The organism is Flavobacterium covae (assembly GCF_001534645.1).
In the GTDB taxonomy this organism is placed as follows: Bacteria; Bacteroidota; Bacteroidia; order Flavobacteriales; family Flavobacteriaceae; genus Flavobacterium; species Flavobacterium covae.
Map to the genome: position 1 here is coordinate 606,861 of NZ_CP013992.1, position 14,271 is coordinate 621,131.

12 protein-coding genes are annotated in these 14,271 nt (G+C 34.5%); 7 read left to right on the top strand and 5 right to left on the bottom strand.

Annotated elements, in window-relative coordinates; all coding sequences use genetic code 11:
- From prfH to AWN65_RS02575, 7 genes are all read left to right on the top strand, one after another.
- Positions 1-699, top strand: coding sequence for a peptide chain release factor H (prfH, locus tag AWN65_RS02550; RefSeq protein ID WP_060381729.1), 699 nt, complete (start codon positions 1-3; stop codon positions 697-699).
- A gap of 44 nt (positions 700-743) precedes the next feature.
- Entirely contained in the window at positions 744-1,277 is a 534-nt protein-coding gene (locus AWN65_RS02555) for a tetratricopeptide repeat protein (protein ID WP_060381730.1), read from the top strand.
- Positions 1,278-1,692: 415 nt separating this feature from the next.
- The gene (locus tag AWN65_RS15400) at positions 1,693-1,827 is read left to right on the top strand and encodes a hypothetical protein (protein ID WP_335338728.1); all 135 of its coding nucleotides are present in this window, start codon (positions 1,693-1,695) and stop codon (positions 1,825-1,827) included.
- 14 nt (positions 1,828-1,841) lie between these two features.
- Positions 1,842-2,237 carry a 3'-5' exonuclease gene (locus AWN65_RS02560; protein ID WP_335338729.1) on the top strand — a complete coding sequence of 132 codons (396 nt, stop codon included), beginning with the start codon at positions 1,842-1,844 and terminating at the stop codon, positions 2,235-2,237.
- Positions 2,238-2,334: 97 nt separating this feature from the next.
- Positions 2,335-3,273: an MBL fold metallo-hydrolase gene (locus AWN65_RS02565; protein ID WP_060381731.1), complete on the top strand. Its 939-nt coding sequence runs from the start codon at positions 2,335-2,337 to the stop codon at positions 3,271-3,273.
- A 116-nt stretch (positions 3,274-3,389) separates the two neighbouring features.
- Entirely contained in the window at positions 3,390-4,682 is a 1,293-nt protein-coding gene (locus AWN65_RS02570) for an AAA family ATPase (protein ID WP_060381732.1), read from the top strand.
- 12 nt (positions 4,683-4,694) lie between these two features.
- Positions 4,695-5,474, top strand: a complete 780-nt coding sequence (locus AWN65_RS02575) for an RloB family protein (protein WP_060381733.1) — start codon at positions 4,695-4,697, stop codon at positions 5,472-5,474.
- A gap of 170 nt (positions 5,475-5,644) precedes the next feature.
- Here AWN65_RS02575 and AWN65_RS15145 read toward each other — a convergent pair whose 3' ends face one another.
- The 5 genes from AWN65_RS15145 to AWN65_RS02600 form a co-directional block, all read right to left on the bottom strand.
- The gene (locus AWN65_RS15145) at positions 5,645-7,006 is read right to left on the bottom strand and encodes a hypothetical protein (RefSeq protein WP_063744209.1); all 1,362 of its coding nucleotides are present in this window, start codon (positions 7,004-7,006) and stop codon (positions 5,645-5,647) included.
- Between the two features lie 190 nt (positions 7,007-7,196).
- A complete protein-coding gene (locus tag AWN65_RS02585; RefSeq protein ID WP_060381734.1) occupies positions 7,197-10,187 on the bottom strand; it encodes a VIT domain-containing protein in 2,991 nt (996 codons plus the stop codon).
- Positions 10,188-10,276: 89 nt separating this feature from the next.
- Positions 10,277-10,840, bottom strand: coding sequence for a hypothetical protein (locus AWN65_RS02590; protein ID WP_060381735.1), 564 nt, complete (start codon positions 10,838-10,840; stop codon positions 10,277-10,279).
- A gap of 194 nt (positions 10,841-11,034) precedes the next feature.
- A complete protein-coding gene (gene scpA / locus AWN65_RS02595; protein ID WP_060381736.1) occupies positions 11,035-13,164 on the bottom strand; it encodes a methylmalonyl-CoA mutase in 2,130 nt (709 codons plus the stop codon).
- Complete coding sequence (locus AWN65_RS02600) at positions 13,161-14,228, bottom strand: PDDEXK nuclease domain-containing protein (protein WP_060381737.1); 1,068 nt, start codon at positions 14,226-14,228, stop codon at positions 13,161-13,163. Before AWN65_RS02600 ends, scpA begins: the two co-directional genes overlap by 4 nt.
- Positions 14,229-14,271 lie beyond the last annotated feature (43 nt).

Sequence of the window (14,271 nt, forward strand, 5' to 3'; positions counted from 1 at the left end):
ATGGAAACAAAAATAATTCAAATCACCTCAGGAAGAGGACCAGCCGAATGCGATTGGGTAGTGGCGCAAGTGCTCAAAAGAGTATTAGTCGAAGCCGAAGAAATGAAGCTGAAAGTGGAAGTAATTAAAAGAGAGCCTGGACCCGAAAACGGAACCGTAGTTTCGGCACTAGTGGCGATAAATGGTGCCAATACCAACGACTTTGCCCGTAGTTGGATGGGTACCATTCAGTGGATTGGGAAAAGTACGTTTCGAAAATTTCACAAACGTAAAAATTGGTTTGTCGGAATTTTTGAAGTGCCTCCAACCCTCTTGCCTACGTTTTCAGAAAAAGATATTCAATATCAAGCAATGCGTAGTTCAGGAGCAGGGGGACAACACGTAAACAAAGTGAGTTCTGCCATTCGTGCCACACATCTTCCTACAGGAATAAGTGTAGTGAGTATGGATTCTCGTTCGCAGCACCAAAATAAAAAGTTGGCAACCGAACGATTACTAGCCAAACTAAAAGAGACGCAGTACGACCAACTCCAACAGCAAGTGCAAAACCAATGGACCAATCAAATGGCAGTGCAAAGAGGAAACCCAATTCGCACTTTTGAAGGTTCCGATTTTAAAAAAGAAAAGAAAAGTAAAAACAACAAAAAAGAACGACAAGAGGGAAAGAAGATGATAAACAATAGTTTATATGATGAGTAGTATCAATCATCATCCAAAACTTGTCACCCAACAAATTCAAAAAAATGAAAACAATAGATAAATACTTATTTCAAGCGTTAGATAACTACCCGTATTCTTTAGAGGAAACGGTAGAATCCTTAGATTATGCTTTGTCATACGACCCTAAAAACGTAACCGCATTGTCTTTATATGCACGTTTAGAGTCGGAACATTTGCAAAATTACGAAACGGCAAAAAACTATTTTCAAGACGCTATCGCTATAAATATGGATTCTGTTGCAGTATATCCTTATTATATAGAAACCTTATTGTTGAATGAAGATTTTAAAGAAGCAGAAAACTTAATTGATTTTGCTTTAACAATAAAAGGTGTAGATAAAATGGCGATTTTATTAAAAAAAGTCCAATTATTAGAGCGTCAACAAAAAATTAAAGATGCTTTAAAGTTAATTAAAGATGTAAAATTGGTGGTTTATAATAATGATACCTATGAATTAGATACTACTGAAAGACGTTTGTTAGCTAAAAAGGAATTGTTAAAACCAAAGAAAAAATCAAAAAAGAATAAAGCAGAGAAGAAGAAAAGTAAGAAGTGATTAGTGTTCAGTCGCAGTATTCAGTCACAGTTTACAGTGTTCAGGACTTAGTAATCAGATGTTTGAAGCGAAAAACTTAGTGTGACTTTGTGCTAAACTTCGTGATACATTGTGATACATATTCAGTGTTCAGTCACTTTGTTCAGGTTTAGTATTCAGTATGCAGGAATCATTCCTTATAAGTTATTCGGTTTGTTTGTCACTCCGACCTAAGGAGGAGTCACATAATCAAATTTTAAAGTTAGCTTGTAAATTATAATTTGTGCATCTGTGGTTGCTAAAAGTATTTGTAAGAAAGAAAAGTAATCAGTGTTCAGAACTTAGTGTTCAGGTATTTTAAACGAAAAACGTAGTGTGACTTTGTGCTAAACTTCGTGATACTTTGTGAAACACTAAAACAAAAAAATAAAAAACGATGGCAAAATTATTAGATAAAATACTCGTAGTCGATATAGAAGCTACGTGTTGGGAAGGCAAACTTCCTGAAGGTATGATTAGTGATATTATAGAAATGGTATATGTTTACTCGATGTACAAACAGGCGAAATAAGCGATAATAGGGGGATTTTAGTACACCCTGAACGTTCCACTATTAGTCCATTTTGCACTGAGTTGACTACCATTACCCCCGAGTTAATCGAAAAAGATGGTATGTCTTTTTCAGAGGCATTGTGCATCCTAAAGAAAGATTATTTGAGTCAAAGCCGCGCTTGGGCAAGTTTTGGTGCTTACGATTTGAAACAGTTTCAAAAACAATGTCAAGCCTTAGAAAAAGGCTATCCGTTTAGTCCGTCGCATATCAATGTCAAAACCCTGTTCGCATTAAAAAACAAACTCGGTCACGAATTAGGAATGGATGGAGCGCTAAAATTTTTAGGTATTCCTCTGGAAGGTACACACCACAGAGGAGTAGATGATGCCAAAAATATCGCGAAGATTTTAAGAGAGGTTTTGAAATGATTTCTATAAAAATCAATTTTAAAACTAACTTAGTAGTTATTATAATACAAAACCTAACAGGTTGGAAAACCTGTTAGGTTTATAAAAAAGAAAAAAAATGTTTACAGCCGAAATAAAAAGTAGAATAGGAGAGGACATCTCCATTTTAATAAAACCCGAAAATTATTCGTATAACTTTATCTGCGAATGTGGCGACGCCAGTGATTTGACCGTAAAAGACTGTCAAAACACCGAAGCGATCTTCATCAGTCACACCCATATTGATCATTTTATCAATTTTGATACAATACTCCGACACCAAATAGGTATACAACGCCGAGTGGTGATTTGTGGACCAACAGGGATTACCCAACAAGTGCAATCGAAGTTAAAAGGCTATCAATGGAATTTGATTGCAGAAGATGCCATTGTGTATGAAGTACGAGAGATTCAAAACGAGGGTAAAATTACCTGCTCCGAAATTAAACCACCATTTTGGAACATTGAACCCATAGATAAGGAATTGGATTGTCTATATCAAAATGAAAAATGCACCGTCGAATTTGTATTGTTGGATCATAAAACCCCTTCTGTAGCCTATCTTTTTAAAGAACACGATACATTAAAAATTGATTTAGGCAAAGCCCAATTTAAAGGTGGGGCTTGGGTGAATGCATTGAAAAATGCTTATACCAACCATGAGGACGATGCGCAAATCACGATTGCAGCGGTTACTTATTTAGCCAAAGAGTTATATTACTTGCTTGATCTTAAAAAAGGCCACCAACTAGGAGTTATTATGGATCACGCGGCTAATACAGCAAACCACGATTTGATTTATAGCATGTTTAAAGATTGCGATACCGTTTATATCGAGAGTTTTTACAAAGCCGAAGATCAAGAGCAAGCTCAACAAAATTACCATAGCTATTCTATTGAATCCGCCCGAATTATGAAAAAATGTCAAGTAAAAAATGCTATCCCTGTACATTTCTCCCGCAAGTACAATGATGAGGATATCAAAATGATTTTGCAGGAGTTTAGGGAGGTGTTTTAGGGATAAAATCAACTGAATGATGTTGATTTTTTGTTTTAAAAGCTGTTTCTGTTAAAAAATACGCAAAAACCTTTTTTAAGTTTAAAAAAATATTACATTTGATTAAAATTTGAGAAATGTTGGTTCAGTTTTCTGTTAGGAATTTTAAAACTTTTAAAGATAAAGTTACCTTAAGTATGGTAGCTTCAAATTATGATAAATCTGATTCAGAGGAATCAAATGTTTTTGAAATTAAAAATTATCCTCATAGGCTATTAAAAAGTGCTGTAGTTTATGGTGCGAATGCTAGTGGTAAAACAAATTTAGTGGACGCTTTAGCATTTATGAGATGGTTTGTTGTTAATTCATCGACCAAGACTCAGAAAGGTGATCCAATTAATGTGGAAAATTTTAAATTCAATACAGCATCAGAAAACGATTCTTCCGAATTTGAAATTATTTTTTTATTTGACAAAATGCAATTTAGATATGGTTTTGAAGTAAATAAAAAAGGTGTTGTAGCGGAATGGTTATTTCAAAAAAAGCTTAATCAAAAACCTAAAGAAGTAGAGTTGTTTTATAGGGATGAAGTTAGTATAGATTTTCATACTTCATTTAAGAAATTTGAAATTTTGCAAAAACAACTTGATATTATTAGAGATAATGTTTTGATTTTATCTTTGGCAAATCAATTTAATGTAGGAGAAGCAAGTGTTATTGTCGATTATTTTAGGAAAATACATTTTTTCTTAGGAAATGAACCAGAAATTTATGAAGAGTTTTCTTTTAAAGAAATTTCGAAAAGATCAAATTTAGGATTAAGGATTATTGAGACACTAAGAAGATTTGATATTGGTATATCTGATATTTATGTTAATGAAATTAAGCCAGAAAACTTACCTAAAGAACACAATACTCAATTATTGGAATTGTTTAAATTTAAAAAAGGAATGGTTTTCTTCGAAGCAAAATCAGTTCATAAAAAATATGATACTGATTACAATTTTGTAGCCTATGAACAAGCAGATTTTAAGGAAATTGAGTCGGCTGGTACTCAAAAATTATTAGCAGTATTAGGATTTGTTCTGTTTTCTTTAGAAACAGGTTGTCCTATGTTTATTGACGAATTAGATTCAAGATTGCATCCTAATATTGTATCATTTTTAATTGAATTGTTTAACTCAAAATCGACAAACCCGAATAATGCACAATTAATTTTTAATACACATAATACTAACTTATTGCACAAATCATTATTTAGAAGGGATCAAGTTTGGTTTATGCAAAAAAATAGATATGGTGAAGCTAAATTATTTTCATTAGCTGATTTCAAAGTAAGGAAAGAGGAAAATTTTGAAGAAAAGTATTTAGAAGGTAAATATGGAGGAATCCCATTTCTTGAAAATATTTCAGATTTGTTTAATAAATAGATTCTTTTGACAATGAAAATGCAAGATAAAAGATCTAAAGATCAATTAAACAAACTTACACATAAGGAATCACTTCAAAATGTTAAAAGAAAAAAAAGAGGAGAACCAATTCTTGAGAGATCCTTCGATATTAAGAAAGGTAACCCAGAAATTTTAATAGTTTGTGAAGGGAAAAATACTGAAAAAGATTATTTTGAAAAATTTAAAATACCTACATTAACTTTAAGAGTAATTGGCGTTGGAGATAATACTTTGTCTTTAGTAAAAAAAACAATTGAAAAAAGAGATGATAAACCTGTAGGTTATTATCAAGAAGTTTGGTGTGTTTTTGACGCTGATCCTAAGGCTGATAATCCCAAACAATTAATAAATTTTAATAATGCTATTTTTTTAGCAAAGCAAAATGATATTAAAGTTGCTTATTCTCACCAAGCTTTCGAATACTGGTTGTTACTTCATTTTAATGATTATCAAGGTGAACCTATGGATAGGAAGTTATATAAAGATCGATTAAATAAATTTTTATCACCTTATGATTTAAAATATGATGACAGTAATGATGAACGAGGAAAATCTATATCGAATGAATTTTTTGAAGTGCTGTTAGCTTATGATAAAGGAAAAAGAAGAATTTGCCAAGCAATTAAGAGGGCAGAAAGAATTTATGAAAATTTAGAAAATAAAGAAAATCCATCAAAATGCGAATCTTCTACTACAGTCTTTTATCTTGTGAAACGAATTTTAGGGATTGAAGACGAAGAGGAATTATCTTGTGAAGAATTAGAGTTCTAAAAAGGCACATTCAGAAGTAACCTCACTTTTGTAAAAAAATAAAACAATGACCCATTTTGATTTACAAATTTGGGTCATTTTTGTTTTTTAAAGGATTCAAATGTTTAAAAATAGGTTTTTGGGTCGCAACACGACGCACGTTCCCCTATGATGCTGGTCTTACATTTTTTTTATGCTACTAAAGTTTGCTGTTGTAGATAAATCCGTCTCCCTATTTCTAATGCATTGGCTGTGTGAATGCCAAAGAAAATCCAAAGGATCTCACTTTTTTGGGTTTTGGCTTTGATTTTCTTGAGATGGTAATGTTCCTTCTCCTTGCCAAAACTTCCTTCTAGTCGAGTAGCTCGTTCTTTCTTGATGTGTTGCGCTAAAATTTTGCGTTGTTCTTCATTTTTTCCAGCTTTTCCTTTACGTACAAAATCGGTTTGGATAGTATTGGTAGACGTGAAGGTTCGATTTTTATTGGTAGCATAAATGGCATCGGCTCCAAGTATTTTTACTTTTGTTTTAGTTAAATTCTGAGCGCAAAAAACACTGCTTTGCAGACGAGTTCCTTCGTTGAAAGCTCGATATTGAATGTGTTCGATGAAGTTAATGCCATCGATTTGAATTTTGTTTACTTTGGCTCCAAATTCAACTTGCTTTACTTCTTTCCCGCGAACAATTGGGCGGATATAACTTTTGCTAATACTTACAATCCTGTCTGGAACACTTTTACCAGTTTTAAATATCTGAATTTGTTGTTTGTATACTTGTTTGATAATCAGGCGCTGTTTGCTATATTTTGTAGTGGCTTCAAACGGATTTTGTGCTTCAATACGGCTAAGTTCGCCATTGAGTTTGTATAATAATTTAAGTAAACCTCGGGTAACTTTTGTGCGATGTTTTGATTGTTTTTTTCTCTTTTTTGAATATTGATTGTATCGCTTACACCAATCTAAATATTTAGTTCTTGGTAGTTTTATTTTAAACAAATGACACAAAGCTTCCATTTGCTTATAATTCCACTGTACACACTCCCAAAGCAATTTCTGGTTCGTAGGAAAGCGCACTTCACTCTCGTAACAAGTAGCATCCGTAAGCATTTTATCTAAATCTCCCATATAAGGAATCCAGTTCTTAGCTAGTACTTCTTGAGCTTTGCCAATGGTTAAAGTCTTGGATAGCTCCATTCTGATTTGACTCACGATTTTAAAGTTTTTCAAAGGTTTATCAATCGGAATCAGAATATCACAAAAAAATTGCATAAAGATATTTCCATTGAGAAGTTCAATCAACTTTTTATCCGAACAACCGTAGTAGTTTTTAAGCATCATCAGAGCAATTTTGCCTTTAGGACTAAAATAACAATGAGTCCCTTTTTGAGAATCTTTCAGTTTGAAGGCTTGAGCAAGCTCTGAAAAAGGCATCGAAAGATAAATTTTACCCAAATCTGTTTTTAAAAATTGGGCGTAAAAACCATCAAAATCTTTATTGATAGTAAAAAATGGAATTTGGTATTGAAATTCGCTTAAACGTATTATTTTTGGCATAGCATTTAAAGAAAAACCCCGTTTTTGACTCTTTTTGAGCAATTTCGGGGTTTGTTTCTTCTAAAATAACACTTATTTTGTTGATATGCAAGTGTTTGGGTAATTATGAATGTGCCTAAAAAAAAACACCAGTGTGAGCTGGTGTTTCTTGCAAGAAAAAATCTTGCTATAGAAAGAATCAGTTATACGATTAATCGATGGTGATTTCGGCTAGGTTTTGGTTTTCTTTTACTTTGCCTAGTTGGATGGTTTGTAGTTTGCGAACTATTTTACCGTTTTTGTCTTTTATATAAATTTCTACTAAAACGGTGGCTGGGCCTGTTTCGGTGAGTTTGGTCTCTCCATAATAATTGGTTTTGATTTGGTATTTTCCTTTAATCGCATTGCGTAATAAATACTGCTCGGGACCATAGCCTTGTGTGAAATCTTTGGAAAAACGAGCGCCTATTTCGGTGTCTTTATGAGCGTAGTAGCATTCTTCATTAGTGGGTTCAATGATATGTAAATCAATATCCGTATCCATTTGATTCCAATTCAAAATAATACGTAAATCCACGGGTTTAGCATCGACATATTTTTTGTCGAGTTTACCCGTTTTGATGTTGTGGGTTGCTGCTAAACGGTTAATATCCATCAGGATAATATCTTCAATGCCTTGATATACACCACTCATTTCGCCATAGTAATTGGTTTCAAGAGATTTAAGTAAAGTGTCGTACGCTTCCTGGTATTGTTTGTTGTCTTCTAGAGTTAAGGCTAAATCTCGGTACGATTGTGGTTCGTGTGTTCTCCACGTAACAATTTTCTTAGCCACGTGTAAGGCTAGTTCGTTGGCACCCCACTGGCGTAATACAAACAATAACGATTTGTACAATTGGTGATTTTCTAAATCTAACTCGGCGATATTGCTTAGTACCAACAACGCTTTTTCAGTATCACCAGTGTTGTAAAAATGAGTCGCTACATCAAAATAATAACTCGGATTGGCTTGATTGACTTCCCGTAATTTAAGATATAAAGCATATTTTTCGGCAGGAGCTACTTTTTCTAGGGCTTTTAAATAAACTCGATCTGGATTCCAAGAGTTGGTTTTGATGGAGTTGGTATTTGACCAAGTAGTAGAATATCCATCAGTATCTGTATTAGTTTTTTGATTTAAACTTATTCCTGGAGTTCTTCCTTGAAGTGCGTTTACAATATTTCTCTCACTTTCATTTTTACTAATAACTAAATTAGCTTTTGCTCTATCAACTTGGCTTTCATTTGCAGTCATTGATTCTTCTTTTACTTCCATTTTATCAATGTCTCCAGTAGGTTGATCAATAGTAACTGCTGCATTTCTATCATACATTCGATCTCTAGGAGCCACTGTTCTGTAAGTACCTTTCTTTTTACCTTTAGGAGTAGGAGGTGGTGTTTTCTTTACAAACTTTATATTCTTTTTCCACCAGCTATCCAGTTCGCTATGATAACGATCAATATTCTCCCAATTGCTTTTGGTTTTAGCTTCGGTACTCGCTAATTGTGTTTTTTTAATTTTATCAAACTCCTCACGTAATTCGGCTGGAGGGACAATGTCATATAAAATGTAATCGTTTACCGTTTCGAGTACAATTAAAGAGGTATTAGGGGTGATAATGCCAAATTTTTTACCTAGGGTTTCAATTTCTTCAGCGTTTTTATTGTACTGAATTTCTAAATTGGCAATCTTTTTTTGTGCCCATAATTTCTCGATATTGAGGTCGGTATTTGTTTCTTTATTTGTCGCAATAGTTAAGGTTTGTTCTGTAAGATGTTCGGCATCATAACCAAATAATAAAGTAACCTGATTTGTAGGTAACAACGAAATACCTGCCACACTAAAATTAGGCGTTACAGGCGTGCCTTCCATAGGATAGGTTTCTACGACAGTATTGTTATTTTTAATACCGTAGAAAAGGAAATTTCTATGGGTTAATAAAGTCAGCGCATCTTCGGTTTTTAAGGTGTTGAGGTTCAAAAAAGCACCACCCGTTTTTATGGCTTGGTAATTTAAAAAGGCATAATTAGCCGTTACCGATGAGGTGATGGTATAAAGCGGTTGTTTGGTTTCGGGAAGTGTGGCATCGCTCAAAGTCGATAAACCATCTGTAAAGAAAAGGATTTCATCTTTTTTAGGGAGTTCGATTTTGGTATAATTCGTTCCGCCGTCATAGGTAATGGTTTCTAAAGTCTTACGTAACTCCGACCAATTACCATTGGAAATTACATAATCAGCTTTCTTTTCAAAATGAAATCCAGCCAAGTACAAACTTACCGCTACCGAAGGCATTTTTTTGAAATACAAATCCAATAGTTCCAGTTCTTTTTTACTATCGCGTTTGTGACTACTTAGTGAAACATCCCAAATAAGTCCGATAGATTTAGGTAAGGTTTTCGCTTTTTTAGCTCCGTCGAGATGCATTGTAGCATAAAAATAATATTGGTTGTCCTTTTCCTGCGTCACCACCGATGGGATGGAAGAGGTAACAGGAATTTTAACCAATAGTTTGTCTTTTGGGATATAATTTTTTTGTTGGATAGACGCTTGGTACGTAGTGCCTAACTTTTCGATGGTAATTTCTTTGCCGTCATTTGAGATTTTGGGTTGGGCATCGCTGCCTATCACACTAATATTGAGCTCAAAAGTATCAATGGCTTTGGTGTACGAACTCATCATTTGGTAGCCCAAATAGGTTTTGTCTAGCATACTCAATTCTTGTTCGTAGCCTATAATGACGATGCGTTCGCTATTAGGTAACAAAGGGAAAATTCGGGTTTTAAAGTTATTACCTTCTACTTTTTCAAGCAATCCAGGATCGACTCTACGATGTTCGACGGCTTCAAAAACTTGTTTTCCTTTGTTTTTATTCACAGGTACTGCTTCGCGTATTTTTCCGTTAATATCAATGGCATAGCGCGACACCGAAATTCCTTCAGGAAGCGGGAAAAGTAAATCGGCCTCCATTGGTCGGGTAGAAGCATTAAAAAAATGCATTTCGGTAGTGGTGTAAGCAATGTTGCCCACAATTTTTACCTGCACTTTGAGTTGGCTAAGTTTTACTAAGGAAGAGTCTTTGTCTTTTACTGTCAGCTGCGGATTTTGCGCCCAACTGTAAAGGCTGATGAATAATAGGATGAAGAGGAATGATTTTTTAAACATAACTAATTCTATAAAATGGCTTATAAGTATAGAGGTTTTTTTTGAATAAAAGGTTGGGAAGGGGGAAAGATTTTTAGACCTGACAGGTATTAAAAACCTGTCAGGTCTAAATTACATTTTTCCTGATGGGATTGTTTGAAATTTTCGATATCGTTAAATAGTTCCATTACTTCTTTTCTTTTGAGTTTTGTTGATCTGTCAGAAGTACAACTTACATACGAACTCCACGGATATTGTATAGGATGATCACAAATGTTATGATGTACAGGATTATGATGGACGTATATGATTACATTTTGAAAATAGGTTCTGTTGTTGATTTGTTTTCGGCGAAAAGGTCTTTCAAATAAAGCACCATGCCGTTTTGTGCTTTTATTGTAAGCTTTTGTATAAGCATTGAATAAGTTAGAAAAAGACTGAGAGGGTAAAATAATTTTATCCGTTGAAATTTCTGAAATTTCTTTTATTTTCACCACAAAGTAAAAATGATTTTTCATTAAACACCAAGCAAAAGTCTCAGCAATAGGATCAATGTGAAGGGAATAGAGAGTAAGGAAATACTCGTAATTTTCTTTATTGTCAAAAAGTGTAACACTATTAGTTCCACGATTGTAGATGTGGTAGTAATTTCCACGTTCTAAGGCTTGTATCATAACTATTTTGGCTTATATATAAAACAAATATAGGTAAAATAGTTTTCACACCTGACAGGTTTTAGTGTAATTAATTTGGAATAAACCAAACTTAATTCGGTTTACTAATGATTTAATTAGTAAAAAGCCTAATTTGATTTTGTTTAAGTTTTCACACCTGACAGGTTTTAAAAAACCTGTCAGGTGTGAAAAAGTTATTCGGCTATTAAAACCTCTAATATCGTAATCGCAGCCTCACTAATTTTAGTTCCAGGACCAAAAACGGCAACTGCTCCAGCATCAAATAAGTATTGATAATCCTGTGCAGGAATTACGCCGCCAACAATTACCATAATATCCTCACGACCATATTTTTTTAATTCTTCAATTACCTGAGGTACCAATGTTTTGTGCCCTGCTGCTAATGAGGAAACCCCTAAAATATGTACGTCGTTTTCTACGGCTTGTTTAGCTGCTTCTTGTGGCGTTTGAAATAAAGGTCCAATGTCTACGTCAAAACCTACATCGGCGTAGCCTGTGGCTACTACTTTAGCACCACGATCGTGTCCGTCTTGCCCCATTTTGGCGATCATGATACGAGGACGACGACCTTCTTTTTTTGCAAATTCATCGGCTAACTGACGTGCTTTTTCAAAGCTTTCGTCATTTTTTATTGCTGCACTGTACACGCCACTAAAACTTCTAATTTGTGCTTTATATCTTCCAAAAACGCTTTCTAAGGCGTCACTTATTTCTCCTAAAGTCGCTCGGTTACGTGCTGCATTTACGGCTAAATCTAATAAGTTGCCGTTACCTGTTTTAGCACATTCGGTTAGTTTGGCTAAGCAATCTGCTACTTTTGCTGTATCGCGCGTGGCTTTTATTTGTTCCAAACGTTCAATTTGTTGCTTACGAACGGTTTGGTTATCGACTTCAAGAATATGTAACGGATCTTCTTTTTCTAAACGGTATTTGTTTACCCCAACAATAATATCTTGTCCGCTATCAATACGAGCTTGTTTACGAGCTGCGGCTTCTTCAATGCGAAGTTTAGGAATTCCCGCTTCAATCGCTTTGGTCATTCCGCCCAGTTCTTCTACTTCTTGGATTAATGCCCATGCTTTTTCGGCTATTTCAGCAGTTAAACTTTCTACATAATAACTTCCCGCCCAAGGATCGACCGTTTTACAAATTTTGGTTTCCTCTTGTAAATAAATTTGGGTATTACGAGCAATACGCGCTGAGAAATCGGTGGGTAATGCAATCGCTTCGTCTAAGGCGTTGGTGTGTAACGATTGTGTTCCACCAAAGGCTGCCGCAGCAGCTTCAATAGCAGTACGCGCCACATTATTAAAAGGATCTTGTTCGGTTAAACTCCAACCCGATGTTTGACAGTGTGTACGTAAAGCAAGCGATTTTTCATCTTTTGGATCAAACTGTTTTAAGAGTTTTGCCCAAAGCATACGACCTGCACGCATTTTAGCAATTTCCATAAAGTGGTTCATTCCAATCGCCCAGAAAAACGAAAGGCGTGGAGCGAACTCATCAATATTCATTCCCGCGGCTAAACCTGTACGTATGTATTCTAGACCATCGGCTAAAGTATAAGCTAATTCAATATCTGCGGTAGCTCCAGCTTCTTGCATGTGGTAGCCTGAAATAGAAATCGAGTTGAACTTTGGCATATTTTTACTGGTATAGTCAAAAATATCGGCAATGATTTTCATCGATGGGGTAGGTGGGTAAATGTAAGTATTACGCACCATGAATTCTTTTAGGATATCATTTTGAATCGTTCCTGAAAGTAGGTTAGACGCTACGCCTTGTTCTTCGGCTGCTACTATGTAAAACGCCATGATAGGTAATACGGCGCCATTCATGGTCATAGAAACCGACATTTCGCCCAATGGAATTTGGTCGAAAAGGACTTTCATGTCTTCTACAGAGTCAATGGCTACTCCAGCTTTTCCTACGTCTCCCACTACGCGCTCATGGTCTGAATCGTAGCCACGATGCGTCGCCAAGTCAAATGCCACAGATAAACCTTTTTGCCCAGCGGCTAAGTTTCTTCTGTAAAAAGCATTACTTTCTTCGGCAGTGGAAAATCCTGCGTATTGACGAATGGTCCATGGACGACGAACGTACATGGTTGCATAAGGTCCACGTAAGTTGGGGGCAAAACCCGCTCCAAAACCCAGGTGTTCTAATCCTTCTATATCCGATGGGGCATAGGAAGGTTTTACCGCTATGCCTTCGGCAGTGGTAAAGTCTTGGGCTGCGTTTAACGTTTCTTGTTTAACGTCTTTGGATTGCTCCAAAGTTAAATGTTGTATGTTTTTTCTCATGAATTTTTCTTTAGTAATTCTTCAAATTCATTTACTGTTGGGATATTTTTTTCTAATTGTTTTGGTAATATTTCTGTAAATGTATATTCACTTACGCCTATTGGTTTGTTGATGTCTTTTAAAGCGTATTCAACTTCAATCCCATTTTTGCCATTGCATAGCAAAATACCAATGCTAGGATTGTCATTTTCTGATTTTAATAAATCATCAACCGCTGACAGATAAAAGTTTAGTTTTCCTGTAAATTCAGGTTCGAAAGAAACGGCTTTTAATTCTATAATGATATAACACTTTAAGGTTATATGATAGAAAAGTAAATCTAATGCATAGGATTTGTTTCCAATTTCAATTGGATATTGTCTTCCTATATATGCAAAACCTTTACCTAATTCTAATAAAAATTTTGTGATATGATTAGTTAATGATTTTTCAATTTCTAATTCATGAACTTGCGGTTCTAAAGTGAGGAAGTCAAAATTATAAGGGTCTTTTAAAAGCTGGTTGGCTAAAAATGCTTGTTTTACTTCAAGTGTTTTATCGAAATTAGTTATCGCTTTACCTTGTCTTTCAAAAAGATTTTGTTTTAGTTGTAATGATAAAATTGCTCGGCTCCAGTTATTTGAACGGGTTTCCTTTATGTAAAAGGCTGCTTCTTCAATCGTTTTTGTTTTTTCTAAAATTAACACATGATGCCCCCAAGGGATGGTACATAATTCGTTTAATCCAACGACTTGTTGGATTGGTGCATTTGATGAATTTAGTCCAACAGCTTGTTGGATTGAAGCGTTAGCGTAAAAAAGATAAAATTTTCTAATGTTGAATAAATTGCTTCTAGAAAAACCAGATAGGTCAGGAAAAATACTTTTTATATCTTTTGAAAGTTGCTCTATATAATTATTTCTTGTTTCAAATAAATTTTGGTTTTCAATAATCATTTTTCCGATATTCCAGTATAAAAGAATGAGTTCTTTATTTACAGATATCATAGCTTTTTGTTGAGAATTAAGAATTTGATTCTTGATTTCAACAATTAAATCTTGATATTTTAAGAGATTCGGTGACAATTATTAAGTTTATAAATAATTTAAAAGAGATTTTAAGAACAAT

What these genes read in the sequence shown, in the direction of transcription:
- prfH (WP_060381729.1), top strand. Translation starts at nt 1, where the DNA reads ATGGAAACAAAAATAATTCAAATCACCTCAGGAAGAGGACCAGCCGAA.
- AWN65_RS02555 (WP_060381730.1), top strand. Translation starts at nt 744, where the DNA reads ATGAAAACAATAGATAAATACTTATTTCAAGCGTTAGATAACTACCCG.
- AWN65_RS15400 (WP_335338728.1), top strand. Translation starts at nt 1,693, where the DNA reads ATGGCAAAATTATTAGATAAAATACTCGTAGTCGATATAGAAGCTACG.
- AWN65_RS02565 (WP_060381731.1), top strand. Translation starts at nt 2,335, where the DNA reads ATGTTTACAGCCGAAATAAAAAGTAGAATAGGAGAGGACATCTCCATT.
- AWN65_RS02570 (WP_060381732.1), top strand. Translation starts at nt 3,390, where the DNA reads ATGTTGGTTCAGTTTTCTGTTAGGAATTTTAAAACTTTTAAAGATAAA.
- AWN65_RS02575 (WP_060381733.1), top strand. Translation starts at nt 4,695, where the DNA reads ATGAAAATGCAAGATAAAAGATCTAAAGATCAATTAAACAAACTTACA.
- AWN65_RS15145 (WP_063744209.1), bottom strand. Translation starts at nt 7,006, where the DNA reads ATGCCAAAAATAATACGTTTAAGCGAATTTCAATACCAAATTCCATTT.
- AWN65_RS02585 (WP_060381734.1), bottom strand. Translation starts at nt 10,187, where the DNA reads ATGTTTAAAAAATCATTCCTCTTCATCCTATTATTCATCAGCCTTTAC.
- AWN65_RS02590 (WP_060381735.1), bottom strand. Translation starts at nt 10,840, where the DNA reads ATGATACAAGCCTTAGAACGTGGAAATTACTACCACATCTACAATCGT.
- scpA (WP_060381736.1), bottom strand. Translation starts at nt 13,164, where the DNA reads ATGAGAAAAAACATACAACATTTAACTTTGGAGCAATCCAAAGACGTT.